The organism is Vibrio hyugaensis (assembly GCF_002906655.1).
Lineage (GTDB): Bacteria > Pseudomonadota > Gammaproteobacteria > Enterobacterales > Vibrionaceae > Vibrio > Vibrio hyugaensis.
The window spans coordinates 2832829-2855374 of sequence record NZ_CP025794.1 but is presented as its reverse complement, the minus strand read 5'-3'; the positions used below and the strand labels follow the sequence as shown (position 1 = coordinate 2855374).

The following is a 22546-nucleotide window of genomic DNA, read 5'->3' as shown; positions in this document are numbered from 1 at the left end:
TGAACATGGAATATCGTGTTGATCTAGTGGTCCTTTCTGAGCAAAAACAAAACTGCCGTTTTGGACTCACCTTTCACAATTTGAGCGACCAAGACTTAAACAGTTGGAGCCTGACTTTCGCTTTCGACCGCTATATTCTTCCAGACAGCGTTTCAAATGGTCAACTGACTCAAATTGGTAGCTTTTGCACACTTAAACCGGAAGGTATGGTACTGGCTGCCAACCATCACTATTACTGTGAATTCAGTATTGGTTCAAACCCATTCCGTTATTACTCGGATGGATTTAATGAAGCCATGATCGACTTTGTCGTTGATGGAAACCCACAACGCGCACAAGTTGATGTTACTCCTATCGTTTTGGCCTCACCTTATCGTGAACGCAGTGATATTCCAGCAAGCTTAACGCATGCACAGCCTTTATTACCAAAACCCAACTATATTGAAGTGAGTGACCAGTCGTTTAGCTTCGATGAGCAAGTTGGTGTCGCGATATACACAGATTTAGCGAATTCAGCAAAAGCATGGTTGCTGGAAGAGCTTGAACGCATTCACCAATTCAAATTGTCTTCTTCTAACAGTGGGAAAATCTTATTCAAAAGTAACCCAACACTGGACGAAGGTACTTACAGACTTAAAATATCTGAAGAGTCGATCAAAATTGAAGCGGGTTCTTCATCCGGCTTTACTCACGCTTGTGCAACTCTATTGCAATTAATGAAGCATGATGGGCATACCAATACCATGGATGTTGTCTGTTGCACAATTAAAGACAGTCCTCGCTTTCGCTACCGTGGCATGATGTTGGACTGCGCTCGTCATTTCCATTCTGTAGAGCAAGTAAAACGCCTCATCAATTTGTTGGCACATTACAAATTCAATACCTTCCATTGGCACCTAACGGACGATGAAGGTTGGCGTGTCGAGATTAAATCCTTGCCTCAACTAACGGACATCGGCGCGTGGCGTGGTATCGATGAAACCATCGAACCGCAATACACCCATTTAACTCAGCGTTACGGCGGTTTCTACACCCAAGAGCAAATTAAAGACGTGGTGGCTTTTGCAGCACAGCGCGGCATCACTATCATCCCTGAGATTGACGTTCCTGGGCATTGCCGCGCAGCAATCAAATCTCTGCCACACCTACTTGTTGAAGCGGAAGACAAGACCGAATACCGCAGCATTCAGCACTACAACGATAATGTCATCAACCCTGCCCTGCCGGGTAGCTACGAGTTTATCGACAAAGTACTTGAAGAAGTAGCAGCTCTATTCCCAGCGCCTTATGTCCACATTGGTGCAGACGAAGTACCTAACGGCGTGTGGTCTAAGAGCCCTTCTTGCCAAGCTCTTATGGAGCAATTGGGTTATACCGACTACAAAGAGCTACAAGGGCACTTCTTACGTCATGCAGAAGACAAGCTACGAAAATTAGGCAAACGCATGCTGGGTTGGGAAGAAGCTCAACACGGCAACAAGGTCAGTAAAGATACGGTGATCTACTCATGGCTAAGCGAAGAAGCGGCATTGAACTGTGCTCGCCAAGGTTTTGATGTAGTGCTGCAACCAGCGCAAACCACCTACCTCGACATGACTCAAGACTATGCACCAGAAGAGCCAGGTGTGGACTGGGCAAACCCATTGCCATTAGAGAAAGCATACAACTATGAGCCATTAGCAGAAGTCCCTGCTGATGACCCAATCAGAAAGCGCATTTGGGGCATTCAAACTGCCTTGTGGTGCGAAATCATCAACAACCCATCGCGTATGGACTACATGATTTTCCCTCGCTTAACAGCCATGGCAGAAGCATGTTGGACTGAGAAACAACACCGCGATTGGACCGACTATTTATCACGTTTGAAAGGACACCTTCCTCTGCTTGATTTGCAGGGAGTGAATTACCGTAAACCGTGGAAGTAATACCAAGCTAGATGACAATACATCGTGCTTAAAGAATTATTAAATTTGACTGCAAACGCAGTATTGTAAAAAGGAAATACACAAATGAAATACGGCTATTTCGATAACGAGAATCGCGAATACGTCATCACTCGCCCTGACGTACCAGCGCCATGGACTAACTACCTAGGTACTGAGAAGTTCTGTACCGTTATCTCGCACAACGCAGGCGGCTACTCGTTCTACAACTCTCCAGAATACAACCGTGTTACTAAATTCCGTCCAAACGCGACATTCGATCGCCCTGGGCACTACGTTTACCTACGTGATGATGAGACAGGTGATTACTGGTCAATCTCTTGGCAACCAGTTGCAAAAAGCCTAGACGAAGCAAACTACGAAGTTCGCCATGGCTTGTCTTACTCTAAGTTCAAATGTGAATACAACGGCATTACAGCAACGAAAACACTGTTCGTACCAAAAGGCGAAGACGCTGAAGTTTGGGATGTGGTTATCAAGAACACTTCAGACAAGCCGCGTACAATCAGTGCATTCTCGTTTGTAGAATTTTCGTTCAGCCATATTCAATCAGACAACCAAAACCACCAGATGTCTCTGTACTCTGCAGGCACGTCTTACAATGAAGGTGTGATTGAATACGACTTGTACTACAACACCAACGATTTCGAAGGTTTCTACTACCTAGCTTCAACGTTTGACCCAGATTCATACGACGGCCAACGTGACAGCTTCCTAGGTCTATACCGCGACGAAGCAAACCCGCTAGCAGTAGAACAAGGTAAATGTTCTAACACGGCACAAACGTGTTACAACCACTGTGGATCTCTACACAAGCAATTTACTATCCAACCAGGTGAAGAAGTTCGTTTCGCATACATCCTAGGTATCGGTAAAGGCAACGGCGACCGCCTTCGCGCTAAATACCAAGATCTCGCTGAAGTAGACAATGCATTTGCGGGCATCAAAGCACACTGGGATGAGCGTTGTAATAAATTCCAAGTGAAATCACCAAACGAAGGTCTAGATACCATGATCAACGCTTGGACCCTATACCAAGCAGAAACCTGTGTGGTTTGGTCTCGTTTTGCTTCATTCATCGAAGTGGGTGGTCGTACTGGTCTTGGCTACCGCGATACAGCGCAAGATGCGATTTCTGTTCCTCACGCCAACCCAGCAATGACCCGCAAGCGTCTTGTTGACCTACTTCGTGGCCAAGTGAAAGCAGGTTACGGTCTGCACCTGTTCGATCCAGACTGGTTCGATCCAGAGAAAGCTGATGTTAAGCCATCTAAATCTCCAACCGTCGTTCCAACTCCTTCTGATGAAGACAAGATCCACGGCATCGAAGACACGTGTTCTGATGATCACCTATGGCTAGTCCCAACCATCTGTAAGTACGTGATGGAAACGGGTGAGCACAGCTTCTTCGACGAAGTGATCCCTTACGCAGATGGCGGCGATGCAAGCGTTTATGACCACATGAAAGCAGCACTAGACTTCTCGGCTGAATACGTGGGTCAAACGGGTATCTGTAAAGGTCTGCGCGCAGACTGGAACGACTGTCTGAACCTAGGTGGTGGCGAATCTTCAATGGTATCGTTCCTTCACTTCTGGGCACTGCAAGAGTTTATCGACCTAGCGAAATACCTAGGCAAAGAAGCGGATGTTGAGAAATACACGGAAATGGCAGCAAACGTGCGTGAAGCGTGTGAAACACACCTTTGGGACGACGAAGGCGGTTGGTACATCCGTGGTCTAACGAAAAATGGTGACAAGATCGGTACAGCGCAACAAGCTGAAGGCCGAGTGCACCTTGAGTCAAACACGCTAGCAGTACTTTCTGGTGCGGTTTCTCAAGAGCGCGGTGAAAAAGCGATGGACGCAGTCGATGAGAACCTTTTCTCTGAGTACGGCCTGCACCTAAACTCACCATCATTTGCAACGCCGAACGATGACATCGGTTTCGTGACTCGTGTTTACCAAGGCGTAAAAGAGAACGGCGCTATCTTCTCGCATCCAAACCCATGGGCTTGGGTTGCTGAAGCAAAACTAGGTCGTGGTGACCGCGCAATGAAGTTCTACGATGCACTAAACCCATACAACCAAAACGACATCATTGAAAAACGTATTGCAGAACCTTACTCATACGTTCAGTTCATCATGGGTCGTGACCACCAAGACCACGGTCGTGCAAACCACCCATGGCTAACAGGTACATCTGGCTGGGCTTACTTCGCTGTTACCAACTTTATCCTTGGTGTGCGTACAGGCTTCGATGGCCTAACTATCGATCCTTGTATCCCAACTAACTGGCCTGGTTTCGAAGTGACTCGTCAGTGGCTAGGTGCAACGTACAACATCAAAGTGGTTAACCCTGATTCAGTAAGCAAAGGTGTTAAGTCGATTACAGTGAACGGTGAAGCAGTAAGTGGTGCTTCTGTACCAGTTCAAGCTGAAGACTCTGTAAACGAAGTTATCGTTACTCTAGGTTAATCAGGTTTTTGGGGAGTTCTTATCCCCCTTTTGATTTATCCGATGCACTTGAATTCGATAAGTGCATCGGGTTGCTAGCAAAGATTTAAGAAGCGGTGGGATGCCGCTCTTATCGAGGATCGAATCATGATCAAATTTGGTACAGGCGGCTGGCGTGCATTTATTGGTGAGGAGTTCACTAAAGATAATGTACGTTTGGTTGCTCAAGCAGTCGCAAACATTACCAACGCAGAGTCCGTTGCTGATCGCGGCTTTATTATCGGTTATGACCGCCGTTTTCTTTCTGATAAAGCTGGTCGCTGGTTTGCTGAAGTTTTGGCGGCAAATGGCATCGTAGTTAGCTTTATCGATAAGTTCGTGCCGACGCCTATCGTGATGTTTAAAGCAAAAGAGATGGGCTGTGCATACTCAGCGTGTATTACAGCCTCACACAACCCTGCGGATTATAACGGCATCAAAGTCTTCATCGAAGGTGGTCGTGATGCCGATGAAATCATCACAGAAAAAATTGAGTCTCAAATCGCAACGCTTACAGCACAAGATGTGAAAAGCGTCGATTTTGATCAAGCAGTACAAGACAAACTGATTGATATTATTAACCCGATGAACGAGTTCGTCGATTCGATCATCGACTTTATCGACATTGAAGCCATCAAAAAAGCGAACCTTCGCGTTTTGGTCGACCCGATGTTTGGTGTTGCTAAAAATGCGCTGCAAACCGTATTGATTAACGGCCGCTGTGAAGTAGACGTAATCAACGACGGTAAGAACCCTGACTTTGGCGGCTTAATGCCATCACCAAGTGCAGCAACCCTTTACCGCTTGATGCACCTTGTCGAGCAAGAAGGCTATGACATCGGTATTGGTACCGATGGTGATGCGGACCGTCTTGGTATTATCGACGAGAAAGGCAACTTTATTCACCCGAATGAAGTGCTACTGCTGCTTTACTACTACTTGCTCGAATACAAAGGTTGGACAGGTTCAGTAGTGCGTAATATCGCAACAACACACTTGTTAGACAAAGTTGCGGAAGACCACGGTGAGAAGTGCTTTGAAGTACCTGTAGGCTTTAAGCACATCAGCTCTCAAATGGAAGCTGACGACTCACTAATTGGCGGTGAAAGCTCTGGCGGCTTAACTATTCGTGGCCATATTAAAGGCAAAGATGGCGTATTTGCATCAAGCCTATTAGTAGAAATGATTTCAGTCACTGGTAAGAAACTGTCTGAGTTACTGGATGAAATCTACGGCAAGTACGGATATGCCTACATGGCAGAAGGCGATTGCAAGTTCAAACCTGCGCAAAAAGAAGTGCTGTTCAACAAGATTTATGTTGAGAAGCAGTTGCCTGAGTTTGAATTTGAGATCGAGAAAGTCAGCTACGAAGACGGTGCGAAAGTGTACTTCAAGAACGGCGGTTGGATTATTGCTCGCTTCTCAGGTACTGAGCCACTACTACGAATTTTTGCAGAAATGCAAGATAAGGACACTGCAGAACGTGTTCTTCAACAGTTTAAAGACTTCTTGTCTTTATAACTGAACCTTGTGCTCGCTTTGAGCACAATCCTATAGGTGAAGAACACTTGCCCGGCATCAGCGCCGGGCTTTTTTATTTTTATAGATGTAAACATTACGCGAAAGCTAACACACCTTGGGTTTCAACTTTTACCATCACACTATCTCCAACATTCAACGCCTGAGCTGAAGTAGCCAACAGTCGGTCACCATTGACATCTATCACGTAGCGACAGTGATCCCCCATAAAGTGCTGTTCAAGTACTTTGATTGCACTCTCTTCATCCGCAGTAATTTGAACATGTTGAGGACGAAGCAGTAATGCACACTCATCATCTACTTGGATTTCCTGCTGAGCATTGGCTTCCACCACACCTAGGTGGGTTTGATATTCATTGTCGGAAATTCTCTTCGCAACAAGGTAGCTACCACCACCTAAGAAGTCCGCAACAAATTTGCTCGAAGGCTGGTAGTAAAGTTCAGATGCCGTGCCGTACTGCTCAATCACACCATGGTTCATCACTGCCATCTTATCGGCAAAAGCAAAAGCTTCTTCACGGCTATGGGTGACAAAGATCGCGGTAACCCCCTGTTCTTTGAAGATTTTACGGATCTCACGGATCAGTTCATGACGAACTTGGGTATCAATATTGGAAAACGGTTCATCCAACAACAGAAGGTCTGGTTTGTAAGCCAATGAACGAGCAATCGCCACACGTTGCTGCTGGCCGCCAGAAAGTTGGTGAGGATAACGGTCACCGTAACCTTTAAGGTGAACCAAGCTGAGCATCTCTTCGACTTTAATCAGCTTTTGCTGCGCCGTTTCATTCTTCAAACCAAAAGCAATGTTCTCAGCGACTGTCAGGTGCGGGAACAAAGCGTAATCTTGGAAGATCATACCGATATTACGCTGCTCTGGTGGTAGCCAGTTTTTACCGTCATCAATCGTAAGACAGTTCAAACTCATTTGACCTGAACTCAGAGGAAGCAGGCCAGCAATCGCTTTCAAAAGCGTTGTTTTACCGCAGCCACTCGCGCCAAGTAGGCAGACAATCTGCCCTTGCTCAACTTCGAGAGAAAGTGATTCAAGGACAGTCTGGTCGTCATACTGACAAGTTAGGTTTTTAATGGATAATGCGCAGCTCATCAGTGACTTTGCTCCAGTGAACGATTAACAACTACAAGCGGGATTAACCCAACAAGGACCAGTAATACTGCTGGCAGAGCAGCAAGTTCTAAATGCTCATCCGAAGCGAAGTTATATACATACGTCGCCAAGGTTTCAAAGTTAAATGGTCGCAATAGTAACGCAGCATTGAGCTCTTTCATTGACTCAATAAACACCAACAAACCAGCAATTAGGGCACCACGTTTAACCAACGGGAAGTGCACTCGCCAAAGCATGGTATTTGGCGTACAGCCCATGGTACGGGAAGCCATATCCAGCGATGGAGAGATCTTATTTAAGTTACTTTCCACACTGCCAATTGCAACAGCCGAGAAACGTACCACCATCGCGAAAATCAGCGCAAACATAGAGCCAGAGAAAATAAGCCCAGGTCTACCCCATTCCATCGCTTTAGCAATATCGTTAACACGGTGATCCATAAACAACACCGCAACCATCACACCGATAGCCAGTACCGTACCAGGGACGGCATAGCCCAACGATGACAAACGCATAAACGCTAAGCTAGAGCGGCCGCCGTTTACGCGTTGACTGAAGTTCACGGTCAACGCAATCGCAACACCAATGATTGCTGCCACGACTGACACCACCAAACTGTTCCATGCGTATTCACGAAACTCCGGCGTCCAACTTTGTGCAAAGTAAGTGATGGCGTAATCAATTAACTGTAGCAATGGGAAGATAAACGCGATTGCCACCAAGCCCCAACACCAAACTAATGCACCCCACTTTCGCCAACCTCGTAGCTCATAGCGGAAGTCTTCATGACTATTAAACTGACTTTGGAACAGCTTCTGCTTACGGCGACTGTAGCGTTCAGCACTCAGTAACAACACCACAATCATCAACATCATTGCTGAAATTTTCGCTGCCGCATTTAGGTTCGAATACCCAAGCCAAGTATCGTAAACCGCCGTAGTTAGCGTATTCACCGCAAAATAGCTGACGGTTCCGAAGTCACCAATAGTTTCCATAGCGACCAGAGATAAGCCGACAGCAATAGAAGGCCTTACAAGCGGCAAAGAGATACGCCAAAAGCTCTCCCAAGGGGAACATTTGAGTAAGCGCGCACTTTGTAGTAGAGAGACGTTCTGCTCCATAAATGCAGCTCGACAAAGCAAGTAAACATATGGGTAAAGAACAAGAGAAAGAACGAACGTCGCACCACCTAAGGTACGAATATCAGGGAACCAATATTCACTAGGTCCCCACCCCGTTATATCACGCAAGAAGATTTGAATTGGCCCAGCAAAATCAAACCAATCCGTAAAAATGTAACCAATGATATAACCCGGCATCGCAAGCGGGAGAACTAATGCCCACTGCAGCCACTTCTCAGTTGGCAATTTACACATAGCCATAAACCAAGCACTTGGAATACCGAGAATCAAAGAAAGGAGCATCACACCAGCAGTCAGAACTACGGTGTTATAGATGTAGGTAGGCATGACCGTCGACATCAAGTGTGTGAACAGGTCATCCGTCTCGCCAATGGCGGTATAGAAGATCGCTAAGATCGGCAAAACCAGTAACAGGGTGATCGCCCCACTACTGGTTTTCCATAGAGAATATTTATTCTTCATTGCCTAAATACTGCAAGGCTTTATGAAATACAAATGCAGTTGCAAATACATCTCATATCCTTTAATTAAATGGGGGTACAGTTATACCCCCACATAGAATTAAAGGTCAAATTTCACTTCATCTAGTAGCTTAATTGCCGCTTCATGGTGAGAAGCAATGTCGTCTAGAGAAATCGTATCTGCTTTGTAGCCACCCCAAGATTCCACAAGCTCAGAACGCTTAACACCTTCCTTCACTGGGTACTCGTAGTTTACTTCTGCGTACATTTGCTGCGCTTTGTCACCCGTTAGGAATTCCATTAGCTTCACAGCATTGTCTTTGTTTGGAGAGAACTTCGCCATCGCCATACCAGAGATGTTTACGTGTGTACCTGTTGTCTCTTGGTTAGGGAAGTTAATGTATACCGCGTCAGCCCAAGCCTTTTGCTCTTTGTCGTTAACCATTTTACCTAGGTAGTAGCTGTTACCTAAAGAAACATCACATAGACCTTCTTTGATTGCTTTAACTTGAGCACGGTCGTTACCTTGAGGCTTACGAGCTAGGTTCGCTTTTACGCCTTCTAGCCATTCTTTTGTCTCAGCTTCACCGTGGTGTGCGATCATAGAAGACACTAGAGATACGTTGTAAGGGTGCTTACCGCTACGAGTACAGATTTTGCCTTTGAATTCTGGCTTCGCTAGATCCGCGTAGTTGAAGTCGTTACCTAGTTTGCCAACACGGTCACGTGAAGAGTAAACGTTACGAGTACGTAGAGTCAGAGCAAACCACTCGTTTTCTTTGTCTTGGTACTGTGCTGGTACGTTTTCTTCGATGATTTTGCTGTCTACCTTTTGAACTAGACCTTTGTTAGTCAGTTCAGCTAGACGGCTGATGTCTGTAGTAAGGATTACGTCAGCTGGGCTGTATTCGCCTTCCTGAGCCAACTTCTCTGCTAGACCTTTTTTCGCAAACTTCACGTTTACTTTAATGCCAGTTTCTTTAGTGAACTCGTTGAACATTGGTTCAACTAGGAAAGGTTGACGGTAAGAGTAGACGTTCACTTCTTCAGCAGCCATTGCTGTTGGAGCCAGAGTAGCGCAAGTAATCGCTGAAAGAGTTAGCAGTTTTTTCATTGTTTAATCCTTTACCATGCTAATGATAACGTTTATCAGTTGCGTTATTATATGCATGTTCAATAAGAAAACAATTAATCAATAAAAAAACCTGCTCATTGGAGCAGGTTTTTTAATGTTAAGTTTGTAACTATTTATTACATTGTGAGCGTTATTTCACAGTCACGAATTCTGGGTAAGCGCCAACACCACAGTCGTGCATATCCATACCTTCTAGCTCTTCGTCTTCCGACACGCGGATACCGATTGTCGCTTTCAAGATAGCCCATACCACTAGGCTTGCACCAAATACCCAAGCAAAGATAACTGCCGCACCTAGAAGCTGTGCACCAAACGTTGCATCACCGTTGCTCAGTGGCACAACCATTAGACCAAAGAAACCACACACACCGTGAACTGAGATAGCACCGACAGGATCATCAATCTTAATCTTATCCAAAGCAATGATGCTGAATACCACTAGCGCACCTGATACCGCACCAATTGCTACAGCATAAAGCGGTGATGGTGATAGAGGGTCTGCGGTAATCGCAACTAGACCAGCCAACGCACCGTTTAGAATCATTGTCAGATCAGCTTTGCCCCATGTTGTCTTACATACAAATAGTGCGGCAATTGCACCTGCAGCAGCTGCAGCGTTGGTGTTTAGGAAAATTTGACCAACTGCAGTCGCGTTCTCAAAATCCGAAACCATAAGTTGAGAACCGCCGTTGAAACCGAACCAACCGAACCAAAGGATGAACGTACCCAATGTAGCGAGAGGCATGTTTGAACCTGGGATTGGGTAGATTTCGCCGTTTTTACCGTATTTACCTTTACGAGCACCCAGTAATAGTACGCCTGCTAATGCTGCTGAAGCACCGGCCATGTGTACGATACCTGAACCCGCAAAGTCACTAAAGCCTGCTTCTGATAGGAAACCACCACCCCAAGTCCAGTAACCTTCCATTGGATAGATAAATGCCGTCAGTACTGCTGAAAAGATGAGGAAAGACCAAAGCTTCATACGCTCTGCAACCGCGCCAGAAACCACTGACATTGCTGTTGCTACAAATACGACTTGGAAGAAGAAGTCCGACTCTAGAGAGTGGTCTGCACCTTCACCTTGTGTGCCAATTAGTGCACCAAATGATGGTAACCAACCGCCTTCACCGTTATCTACATACATAATGTTGTAGCCGACCAATAGGAACATGGTACAAGCGATCGCGTAAAGACAGATGTTTTTAGTTAGAATTTCTGTTGTGTTTTTAGAGCGAACTAAGCCCGCTTCCAGCATGGCGAAACCTGCTGCCATCCACATGACTAACGCACCGGAAATGAGGAAGAAAAAAGTGTCGAGTGCGTAACGTAATTCCGTTACTGTAGTTGTTAATTCCATGATAGTTCTCCAATCCCTTGAATTCTTAAAGTGCTTCTGCGTCCATTTCACCAGTACGTATACGCACCGCTTGGTTTAAGTCGTAGACAAAAATCTTACCGTCACCAATCTTGCCGGTTTGCGCCGCTTTAGTGATGGCTTCTACCACGCGCTCCACATTGTCTGCATGGGTAGCGATTTCTAGTTTTACTTTTGGTAGAAAGTCGACTTGATACTCAGCGCCACGGTATAGCTCCGTGTGGCCTTTCTGACGACCAAAACCCTTAACCTCTGATACTGTCATCCCTTCAATACCAACATCAGCCAATGCTTCGCGTACATCGTCTAACTTAAAAGGTTTTATAATGGCATTAATGATTTTCATTGAATCTTCTCCGCAGCTTTCATCCTGAAACAGTTTTATTAATCCAAGCGGCGTGCCAACTTTTTATCCCATTGATTTATATAGAATTAGTAAAATTAACAAACTTATAAACAAAAAGGGCGCACCATATCGGTGCGCCCTTTTCACAAATATAAGGCAATTCAAGTCTGACTACCCAAAACTGTGCATTAAATGTTCAAAAAGTCTTTCCATTGCTCTATCAAGGCACAAAAATCTTCTATACCACAGCTGGCTGTACTCTCTGCATCGTAGAAATCAAACTCGCTTTCCATTTCCACTTCATACTCATGGCCCAGTGCGTTTTCTTGCACTAGCACCTCATCACCGTGGATCATCAAACTGATCTCTGCACCGGTTAATCTATGCTCTTGAGATGGCGAAGAAAATGCCTGATTAATTAAAGCTTCTACCTGAGCAATTTTTGCTGGGTCTTTGCCTATTTCTTCTTGCAACCAACGACCCACAATCTCATGCCCCATGCTGCATTTGACATAGTATTCGCCCATCAATGTGTTGCGGATGAATTCAAATTCCATCGTGATCGCCTTTTCGTATCAATTTGGTGCGGAGTATACAGGGAGATGTTGGATGGGAGAAGCGAGAGACGAGAGACGAGAGACGAGAGACGAGAGACGAGAGACGAGAGACGAGAGACGAGAGACGAGAGACGAGAGACGATTTCATTTTGCCGATTTAGGAACAATTACTGTCAACACCTTTGAGCCCATGCATTTATCTCTAATATTCCTGCATGTACCTCCCAACACTTAGAGCGAAGCGTTCTGCAAAAAAAACGCCCACCAATCGGTGAGCGCTTATTCAAGTATTAACAAAACTTGCTAAGATTATGCAGGCTCTTGGAAGATCACATCATCTGCTTTCTTGGTGTACTGTTCCATCTTGTGGAAATTCAAGTAGCGGTATGTGTCTGCTGCTGTCGCATCAATCTGGTCCATGTAAGACAGGTATTCTTCCTTAGTTGGAATCTTACCTAGAATCGCACCAACCGCTGCAAGTTCAGCCGATGATAGATAAACGTTCGCACCAGTACCTAGACGATTCGGGAAGTTACGAGTAGACGTCGACATTACCGTTGCTTTATCCGCAACACGAGCCTGGTTACCCATACATAGCGAGCACCCTGGCGTTTCAATACGAACGCCGGCACGGCCATAAATACCGTAGTAACCTTCTTCAGTTAGTTGGTCACGGTCCATCTTGGTTGGTGGTGCTACCCATAAGCGAGTATCAAGCTGGCCGTTAAACTTGTCGAGCAATTTACCTGCTGCACGGAAGTGACCAATGTTCGTCATACAAGAACCGATAAATACTTCATCAATCTGAGTACCCTGAACGTCAGACAGAAGACGCGCATCATCTGGATCGTTAGGTGCACAAAGAATTGGTTCGTTGATTTCCGCTAGATCGATTTCAATCACATGTGCGTATTCAGCGTCTGAATCTGCTTCCATCAACTCTGGGTTTGCTAACCACTCTTCCATCGCAGTAATACGACGTTCGATTGTACGACGGTCACCGTAACCTTCCGAAATCATCCATTTAAGCATAGTGATGTTCGAGTTTAGGTATTCATCAATCGACTCTTGAGAAAGCTTCACAGTACAACCCGCTGCTGAGCGCTCTGCCGATGCATCTGAAAGTTCAAATGCTTGTTCCACAGACAGGTGTTCAACACCTTCAATTTCTAGGACACGGCCTGAGAATTCGTTGATCTTACCCGCTTTCTCTACTGTTAACAGGCCTTGCTTGATACCGTATAGAGGAATGGCGTGTACAAGATCACGTAGCGTGATACCTGGCTGCATCTCACCTTTAAAACGAACCAAGATTGATTCAGGCATATCAAGAGGCATAACGCCTGTTGCTGCTGCAAATGCCACTAGACCAGAACCTGCTGGGAATGAAATACCCAGAGGGAAACGAGTATGCGAATCACCACCAGTACCAACAGTATCTGGCAGAAGCATACGGTTCAGCCATGAGTGGATAACACCATCGCCTGGACGAAGCGATACACCGCCACGGTTCATAATGAAATCAGGTAGTGTGTGGTGCGTGTTCACGTCGACTGGTTTCGGATATGCTGACGTATGACAGAATGACTGCATCACGAGATCCGCTGAGAAACCAAGACACGCAAGATCTTTTAGCTCATCACGCGTCATAGGGCCTGTCGTATCCTGAGAACCTACCGTTGTCATCTTAGGCTCACAATATTGACCAGCACGCACACCTTCTACGCCACATGCTTTACCTACCATCTTCTGAGCTAATGTATAACCTTTGTCAGAAGCAGTTGGATCAACGGGTTTAGCAAACAAATCTGTCTCTTCAAGACCAAGAGCTACTCGAGCACGGCTCGTTAGACCACGACCGATGATCAATGGAATACGACCACCAGCACGTACCTCATCAAGCAGCACTTTACTCAGTTCAAAGCTTGAGATCTCAGAACCTTCTTTACGAACCACACCTTCGTACGGGTAAATGTCGATCACATCGCCCATATTCATGTCTTGTACGTTTAGTTCAATTGGTAACGCTCCTGAATCTTCCATCGTATTGTAGAAGATAGGCGCAATCTTACCGCCTAGACAGATACCACCAGTACGCTTGTTTGGTACAAATGGGATATCTTCGCCCATAAACCATAATACTGAGTTGGTCGCTGATTTACGCGAAGAACCCGTACCAACAACATCACCTACGTATGCTAGTGGAATGCCGTCTTTTTGCAGTTCTTCAATTTGGTTGATTGGACCAACGCTGCCAGGTTGATCCGGGTTGATGCCATCACGTTCCATCTTAAGCATCGCTTTCGCGTGTACTGGAATATCTGGACGAGACCAAGCATCTGGAGCTGGAGACAGATCATCGGTGTTAGTTTCACCGGTTACCTTAAAGACTTTAACCGTGATTTTTTCCGCTACTTTCTCTTTCGTTGTAAACCACTCGGCTTCCGCCCAAGATTGAAGAACTTGTTGAGCGAACGTGTTGCCCGCTTTCGCTTTTTCTTCAACATCATAGAAAGCATCAAACATTAACAGGGTATGAGACAGTGCTTTTGCTGCTATAGCGGCAAGAACATCATCATCTAAAAACTCGACGAGCGGAGCGATGTTATAACCACCTTGCATCGTACCTAGTAATTCTGCTGCCTTTTCACGGCTAACAAGTGGAGACGATACTTCGCCTTTAGCAACCGCCGTCAAAAAGCCAGCTTTAACATAAGCCGCTTCGTCTACGCCCGGTGGGATACGGTTCTCTAGCAGGTCAAGAATAAAGGCTTCTTCACCTTGCGGGGGATTTTTCAGAAGTTCAACAAGTCCAGCAACTTGTTCTGCGTCTAGCGGTTTAGGAACAACTCCTTCGGCAGCACGCTCTTCGACGTGTTTACGGTAGGCTTCAAGCACGACTTTTTCCTCTCATTGCGGTTCCTCCTTCTTATTACTGTTTTTAAAAGTAAAGGAGTGAACATCCTTGGAAACTTGGCTCTCCATTGCCCTTGTTTTCATTCAATTCTTGATTGAGAAACAGCGCCGCAGAGGCCAAACTGTGGGCGAAAGGATAGCAAATTTAACCTTAAATTAAAATCTCATCATTTTGACCAACATAGCAACTTACGACTAAAGTCCTGTTTATTTTGGCTAAATATGCGGAGATTTTGCTGTCCTTGTCCCGGTTATTTAAATGATGTTCCAACGATCAAGTACACAGCGTCTAAATCTTGCTCCGTACGACCGTATGCCAACATGATTGGTCCAATTGGCGAATCAACACCAAAGAAAATCGATGCGGCGTTATACAGTGGTGCTTCATTGAGTTTCAGGTCGTTGTCTGACCAAACACCACCATGTTCAAGTGAAGCCCCTAGATAAACGGGCGCTTCAAACAATCCAAAATCATTGTCCATCCACTTATAGCGATACACTAAACTGGTATAGAACAAGTTTTGCCCTATGAGGCTATTACGTGGAATACCGGATAAGTTCAAGAAACCACCAAGCTCTCTAGGGTCTAATGGAACGGAAGAATTCTTACTCTCGACAAAACTGTATTCGGCCTGTCCGACTAAAGTATGACGGCTATGAGTCACAGCGCCTTTAAAACGGGCGGTAATTTCATAGACAGTGTCTTCTATCTTTTCATCAGGTTCGGTCGGTTGGAACCCTTCTGGGCTCTTATCGTGAGACACCAAGTAATCCAAATCGATCAACATCCCGTGAGTTGGGAAAGCAAAATCATCGAGCGTATCTAATCGATAATTGGCAAACACACCTAAGCGCTCGTAATCAAGTTCACCAAAAGAGGAGAAGGTAGATGCTTCTATCGACCCTTTTGTATAGCGCCCACCCACTCGAAACTCTTGCCACAAGGTAGGTTGAACTCCAGCAGAAAGCTCAGTAATGAACTCGGTGTAGGACACTGGAAGATAATCATATACCGACGAGATATCCGGATTTTCGAAATCATTGACAGGCAAATTACGATTTTCGGTGTTGTAGTTCACCTTGCCAGAAACAAACAATTCCTGACTCGACAGAACTGGGGAGTAAAGCTCCGCTTCGATTAGCTTATCGGTTCCCATATCGACATTAAGAGTAAGCTCTGCGCCATGGGAGTTGAGGTTGGTAAAATTAGACGAAATTCCAATCCCGTATTGGCTTTCGGTATTAAAGTCGTCTTCAAGAAAAAATCGGAAGTTGAGGTAATTTGGCCCCCACGATTTTTCATTAACATCAAAAACCAATAGGTTAACGCCTTCGATTTCTTCAAAGTGATAAGTGATCAGCTCAAAACGATCCAAGGCATATAAATTTTCGACCGCTTTTTCGATTTCAGCCGTTTTCAATGGACGACCAGTATCTAGCTCTAGTCGATTGGTGAGCAGCACATCACTGTAGTGGGTATTATTAACAATGACGATCTGGTCAACGACACGCTCATCACCATATTCTAATCCTTTACGAACGTCTTGTTTGTGCTCGATATATTTCTGGTATTCCGCGTTAGAGACACTCAAGGATTCAAGCTTGGGTTTGAGTTTTTTCGTGATGTCGTAGCCAGCTTGAAATGCACTCGGCATCTTTTCAAATTCTACGGTTTCCATTTGCCCAACATCTGGACGAATGTAAACATCATCATCTTTCAGAGTTTCCGCTTGCTCTTGAGTGCTACGACGCACCAAATAATTCGACAACTGATCCGCAACTGCAAACAAACCAGTGAAGTCTTCTTTGTTTTTATAATCTGTACTGATGTCGACCGCAATGACTATATCCGCTCCCATCGCGCGCGCTACGTCGACAGGCATGTTATTGACAACGCCACCATCCACCAGCATATGACCGTTGAGCTCGTATGGAGGAAGCGCGCCCGGTACCGACATGCTCGCCATCATCGCATCAACTAAGTAACCGTTATCGAGCACGACTTCATCAAGCTCGACGATGTCAGTCGCGACAGAACGATAAGGGATAGCAAGTTGGTCAAAAGAGTCAAAGCGTCCTAGATTGCCCGTCGTTTCGCGCAGAATGCGCAACATGTTCTGCCCTTGCACAACACCAGTTGGGGAACGCACCTCACCAAACCTCAGACCAAGATCTGTCGTTATTTGGTAGCGGTCTTCGTATTCTTTGTCGCGAACGCGACGTTGGCTGCGATCTACTCTGTCTCGGTAACCGCTGTTCCAATCAACACTGTAGATAAAGCTTTCGATTTCATCTGCACTCATACCTGTCGAGTACAAACCACCAACATAAGCCCCCATGCTGGTGCCGGTAATGATATCAACCGGAATGTTCATCTCTTCAAGGGCTTTGAGCACACCAATATGCGCAGCCCCTTTCGCACCACCACCAGCGAGAACCACCGCAATTTTAGGGCGAGAACCGTCCTCTTCAAGATGTTTTGCAAAGGAAGGTGTGGCAATCAAAAAGGAGCAGACCCAAAGCGCAAAACCATGCACTAACGGGCTATTGGACATCTTTTTGAACATTCACATCTTCCTTTACTGAATATTGATCAACTACTTTTACTAAGAATCGACCAATGAAACAAGTCAGTGATAGCGTTTTTGGTAGCCTTACCAATCAAATAAATTATTCAACCAGTTCGATTTTTTCTCGCACTGCTGTTTTATTTGGCCTGTTTTATCCCACACTGGCAACTTATATTCGCTACGACAGTTCAGTTCCAACGCACCATTCGCCGCTTTTTGGAAACCCAATGTCGTCACTTCTTTTGGCCATGGCAATTCCAGTCGCTCAGGGATACGTTGCTGCAAATATTCGGCGTAAACACGCAGAGCACCGCTTGAACCCGTCAACTTGGTGGATTTATTATCATCGCGCCCCAGCCAAACGGTTGTCACTTCCCGACCATCAACACCGACAAACCAACTATCGCGGCTGTCATTACTGGTGCCCGTTTTACCTGCTAACGCCGCCCATGAGAATTGGCTTTGTAAGAAACGGCCCGTTCCTTGTGCAACACCTTGCTTCATTGCGTACGTAGTTAGCCATGCCGCTTGCTGATCAACAGCCTGAGCCGAACGAGGCAGTGATTGATAAATCACATTACCATCCATATCGATAACCGAACGCAATGCTGACAGTTTCGCGCGTTTACCCGAGTTTGTTACCGTCTGGTACATCTGTGCGACTTCAAATGGCGTCAGAGAGAAAGAACCTAAGAACATAGATGGCACTGGGCGGATTTCATTTTTATCAACGCCGAGACGTTCTAACGTATCAGAAACCTCAGGAATACCGAGTTCCATACCCAAGCGAACGGTTGGCACATTAAGAGATTTCGCTAGCGCTAGGTATAGAGGCACATCACCACGGAATTTACGGTCGAAATTACGTGGCGACCAAACGCTGCCCTTACTGCCTTTCAAACTTAACGGCGTATCGTGAAGCGTGGTAGCGAGATTGTATTTCTCTGGTTGCTCTAATGCCGTCAAGTAAATTGCTGGCTTCACTAACGAGCCAATTGGACGACTCGCATTCAATGCTCGGTTAAAGCCCTCGTAGCCGACACGCTTACCACCAACCATGGCACGAATTTCACCGCTGTGGCGATCGACAGCAACTGCTGCTGCTTCAAGTTCTTTACCTGCTCGTTTAGCCAACTCAGGTACCTTTTTCGCAATCGCTTGTTCTAGCTTACTTTGCGAAACAGGATCGAGAGACGTAAACAAACGTAACCCCGTTTCAGCTTTGAAGTTATCACCCACTTTTTCTTTCAGCTCAATATTCAGTTGCTGGAAATAAGCGGGCTGACGGCTTGCTATACGAGGTTTACTTTGCGTATCTAACGGACGATTGACCGCTTGTTCATACTGTTCAGAAGTCAGCATGTCTTGTTGCATCAAGAGGCGTAAAACTAGATCACGACGTGTTTTCGTGCGCTCAGGGTAACGAATTGGATTGTAGTAAGATGGCCCTTTAACCATACCCACCAGCATCGCAAGTTGGTCGATACGAAGCTCCTGGATTGGTTGTCCAAAGTAGTATCGTGATGCCAAAGCAAAGCCATGAATCGCATCCCCGCCACTTTGACCGAGATAAACTTCGTTGAGGTAAGCCTCAAGAATTCGATCTTTGCTGTATCGATAATCCAAAATCAGTGCGATATACGCTTCACGAACTTTACGCCATAACGTTTTATCGCGAGTTAAGAATAAGTTTTTTGCTAACTGCTGGGTCAGCGTACTGCCACCTTGTACAGTACGGCCTGCCTTGATGTTGGCAACAAGTGCACGACCAATCGCCAAAGGAGAGACTCCATCATGCTGGTAGAAATCACGATCTTCGGTCGCAAGAAGTGCATCGACAAGAATTTCAGGGAACTGATCACGACGTAGGAACAACCGTTGTTCGTTTTGATCTTTCTCCAGCATACCCAACATCTTAGGTTCAATACGCAAGTAACCTAAATCACCTTTTGATTCGAGAGATTGAATGCGCGTTAAGCCGCTGCTTGAGAAATGCAACATCACGTGACGATCAGGCTCAGGGCCATCAGCAAATTCAAAAGGACGACGGATGAGCTCAATACGAGTCGAAGAGGAAGAGTATTCGCCAGGATAACGCGGTTGACTAACCTTACGGTAATTCAAAACATCTAGCTCGTTACGCATTTCTTTGATGGTTATGTTTTCACCCGGATTCAAATTGAGAATGCGAGCGTACACGACCGTTGGCAAATCAAATAACTGCCCATCGAAACGATCTTTCACCACACTATCTAAATAAATCCCGACGAAAAGCAATACTGCGGCCAACGCAATACCCGCCTTCCAACTGAATGACCAAATGATTTTCAACCAAGAACGTTTACCATTGCTTGGCTTTTTCGATGGCGATCGTCTAGGACGCTTAGGCGAACTTTTCTTCGTCGTTGTCGCCTTACTTGACGTTGTTTTCTTGGCTGGTGTTCTTTTCGCACCGGGCTTTTTTGTATCAGTCATTATTCAATTGTCTTTTTGTTTTTGTTGTCGCTACATGAGTTGCAGGATCATCAGGCCAAACGTGTTTCGGATAGCGCCCTTTCATCTCTTTTTGCACTTCTTTGTAACTTCCTGCCCAAAAGGCAGCTAAATCAGTCGTCACTTGAAGAGGGCGTTGTGCTGGGGAAAGCAACTCCAACACCAATCGCTTTCGCCCCAAGGCCACCGTCGGTGAACTGCTTTCACCAAACACTTCTTGCATCCGGACAGACAGCACTGGCTCGTAACCAAACTGATAACGAATGTGCTTTTTCGATCCTGTCGGCAAGCGATAGTCTTCGGGCAGCCATTCATCAATATTTTGATTCAGAGGCCATCCCAGTCGAGCATTGAGTGCTTCCACCAAGTTCACCTTCGCCAAATCTTTTACTGACGAAACCGTGTTCATGTACGGCTCTAGCCATTCTTCCAAGCTTTCCAGCAACCCTGCCTCATCGAAACTCGGCCAACCTTGCTCTGGTAACCATTCCACTGCGCAGCGAATACGTTCTAATAAACTCTTCGCTGACGATGTCCAGTTTAGACTCTGTAAGCCCTGACGGCGGACATACGTGAGTAAAGCTTGTGTCATTTTTTCTTTACCGGGACTTGGTAACACCTCGCGTTTAATCACGAGTTGGCCCAGTTTAAATTGTCGCTCAGCGCTCAAACGCCCTTTCTTTTCATCCCAATCAACCACATCATCGTTAGCAAACAGATGGACAAACACATCTGCTAACTCGTTGATATCGAGGTCACAAGCCAGATTAATTTGACTGGAATTCGAATGCGAACGCATTAAGTCAATGGCGACTAAATACTCGCAACCACCCAATGTCTCTTCTGGTCGACACTCTGCACCGTGGCCATTGGCTAGGGTAAACCGCCCATATTGATTCGCACGTTGCTGCGCAATTCGGTCTGGAAATGCCAAACTCAAAACCAACGGTAGCGCATTTTCTTCAACATTAGAGAGGTGAAACGCAGAATCTAGTTTACGCGCTAAAGTTTGAGTGCGTTTTAGCATCATCGATGTTTTTGAATGTGCTCCATTCTTCCAACGATGCAAGCTATGAGCGATGTTCGTCACATTGCGCTCTGGCTCTTCAATAAGGGCGACCGCTGCAAGCGCGGTATTTAACATCTTACTGCTGTGATGCTGTGCTTGAATCAACATAGCGGCAGAACGAGGATCGACGCCCAATTCATGAGCTAATTTACCATCACTTGTCAATTGACCTTGCTTAGTCAGCAACCCTAGAGACAAAAGTAACTGCTTAGCCTGAGCAACAGACGTTATCGATGGAATATCGAGCCATTTCAGTTCGCTGATATCCCCAGCCCCCCAGTAAGCAAGCTCCATCACTAAACTTGCTAAATCGGAATGCAAAATTTCCGGTTGAGGCACTACTGGTTGTTGTTTGAATTGGCTTTCAGAATACAAACGAACACAAATGCCCTCTTCAATACGACCGGCACGACCGGCTCGTTGAATTGCCGACGATTGAGCAATTCGAACTTGTTCGAGACGCGTTAAACCGTTTTTCAAATCAAATCGTGCAACTCGTTCTAATCCTGAATCGACCACTAAGCGAATACCTTCAATGGTCAAAGACGTTTCCGCAATGTTGGTAGCCAGTACAATTTTTCGTTTACCAGATGTCGTAGGAGCAATGGCTTTTTGTTGCTCGGCAAAGCTCAATTGACCATATAAAGGGCAAACTTCCACAGTATTAGGAAGATGTGACAAACGTTCCGCGACCAGCTTAATTGCCCCAACGCCGGGCAGAAAGGCGAGCAACGACCCCGTTTCTTTCTGAATTAGGCTTTCAATCGTCCTTGCCATTGATGTGGGCAAATGATCATTTGTACCCAGAGGTAAATAACGCGTTTCCACCTCAAAACTTCGCCCTTCAGACTCAATATATTCAGCCTCTGGCAACAAGGTTTGTAAGGCATCTTGGTCAAGCGTAGCTGACATCACTACCAGCTTGAGGTCGTCTCTCAACGCTTCTTGAACCTCTAAACTAAAGGCCAATGCTGTATCGGCATGAATACTTCGCTCATGAAACTCATCAAAGATCAGCAGGTCGATGCCATCTAACTCTGGGTCATTTTGGATCATTCGAGTCATGATCCCTTCCGTTACAATTTCAAGTTGCGTATTTTTACTTACCTTCGTCTCACCACGTACACGATAACCAACTCGATCTCCAACTTGTTCCCCCAACTGCTGTGCTAGGTAAAGCGCAATATTCCGAGCCGCCAAACGTCTTGGTTCTAGCATGATGATTTTGCCCGTGACGGTTTGGCTTTGAAGAAGCTTTAGAGGAAAGAATGTCGACTTACCTGCACCCGGCGCAGCTTTTAAGATCACTTGATGTTGATGATTAACCGCAGCAAGTAATTGCGGCATCACGGCTTCAATCGGCAATTGTGACAAA

At 45.8% G+C, this 22546-nt stretch carries 13 protein-coding genes; 3 read left to right on the top strand and 10 right to left on the bottom strand.

The features are described 5' to 3' along the window. Window positions 1-5 precede the first annotated feature (5 nt). From C1S74_RS14135 to C1S74_RS14125, 3 genes are all read left to right on the top strand, one after another. Window positions 6-1925 (top strand): beta-N-acetylhexosaminidase, encoded by a 1920-nt coding sequence (locus C1S74_RS14135; RefSeq protein ID WP_045403811.1) that lies wholly within the window; start codon window positions 6-8, stop codon window positions 1923-1925. A gap of 84 nt (window positions 1926-2009) precedes the next feature. Next, the gene (locus C1S74_RS14130) at window positions 2010-4418 is read left to right on the top strand and encodes a glycoside hydrolase family 94 protein (protein WP_045403809.1); all 2409 of its coding nucleotides are present in this window, start codon (window positions 2010-2012) and stop codon (window positions 4416-4418) included. 126 nt (window positions 4419-4544) lie between these two features. Beyond that, window positions 4545-5957, top strand: coding sequence for a phosphoglucomutase/phosphomannomutase family protein (locus C1S74_RS14125; protein WP_038878937.1), 1413 nt, complete (start codon window positions 4545-4547; stop codon window positions 5955-5957). A gap of 94 nt (window positions 5958-6051) precedes the next feature. Here C1S74_RS14125 and C1S74_RS14120 read toward each other — a convergent pair whose 3' ends face one another. The 10 genes from C1S74_RS14120 to hrpB form a co-directional block, all read right to left on the bottom strand. Further along, window positions 6052-7083, bottom strand: a complete 1032-nt coding sequence (locus C1S74_RS14120) for an ABC transporter ATP-binding protein (RefSeq protein WP_045403807.1) — start codon at window positions 7081-7083, stop codon at window positions 6052-6054. After that, window positions 7083-8708 (bottom strand): ABC transporter permease, encoded by a 1626-nt coding sequence (locus C1S74_RS14115; RefSeq protein WP_045403805.1) that lies wholly within the window; start codon window positions 8706-8708, stop codon window positions 7083-7085. The genes C1S74_RS14120 and C1S74_RS14115 overlap by 1 nt, the downstream gene beginning before the upstream one ends. A 99-nt stretch (window positions 8709-8807) precedes the next feature. Then, window positions 8808-9821 carry a Fe(3+) ABC transporter substrate-binding protein gene (locus C1S74_RS14110; protein ID WP_045403803.1) on the bottom strand — a complete coding sequence of 338 codons (1014 nt, stop codon included), beginning with the start codon at window positions 9819-9821 and terminating at the stop codon, window positions 8808-8810. Window positions 9822-9972: 151 nt separating this feature from the next. Beyond that, window positions 9973-11202: an ammonium transporter gene (locus tag C1S74_RS14105; RefSeq protein WP_045403800.1), complete on the bottom strand. Its 1230-nt coding sequence runs from the start codon at window positions 11200-11202 to the stop codon at window positions 9973-9975. Window positions 11203-11227: 25 nt separating this feature from the next. Beyond that, window positions 11228-11566, bottom strand: coding sequence for a P-II family nitrogen regulator (locus C1S74_RS14100; RefSeq protein ID WP_005439398.1), 339 nt, complete (start codon window positions 11564-11566; stop codon window positions 11228-11230). Window positions 11567-11754: 188 nt separating this feature from the next. Further along, entirely contained in the window at window positions 11755-12123 is a 369-nt protein-coding gene (locus C1S74_RS14095) for a YacL family protein (RefSeq protein WP_038865812.1), read from the bottom strand. A gap of 309 nt (window positions 12124-12432) precedes the next feature. Continuing rightward, a complete protein-coding gene (gene acnB, locus C1S74_RS14090) occupies window positions 12433-15021 on the bottom strand; it encodes a bifunctional aconitate hydratase 2/2-methylisocitrate dehydratase (RefSeq protein ID WP_038870528.1) in 2589 nt (862 codons plus the stop codon). Between the two features lie 269 nt (window positions 15022-15290). Beyond that, the gene (locus C1S74_RS14085) at window positions 15291-17606 is read right to left on the bottom strand and encodes a patatin-like phospholipase family protein (protein ID WP_045403797.1); all 2316 of its coding nucleotides are present in this window, start codon (window positions 17604-17606) and stop codon (window positions 15291-15293) included. An 87-nt stretch (window positions 17607-17693) separates the two neighbouring features. Then, window positions 17694-20084, bottom strand: coding sequence for a penicillin-binding protein 1B (gene mrcB, locus C1S74_RS14080; protein ID WP_045403795.1), 2391 nt, complete (start codon window positions 20082-20084; stop codon window positions 17694-17696). After that, window positions 20077-22545 (bottom strand): ATP-dependent helicase HrpB, encoded by a 2469-nt coding sequence (gene hrpB / locus C1S74_RS14075; RefSeq protein ID WP_045404064.1) that lies wholly within the window; start codon window positions 22543-22545, stop codon window positions 20077-20079. Before hrpB ends, mrcB begins: the two co-directional genes overlap by 8 nt. Between the last annotated feature and the right edge of the window lies 1 nt (window position 22546).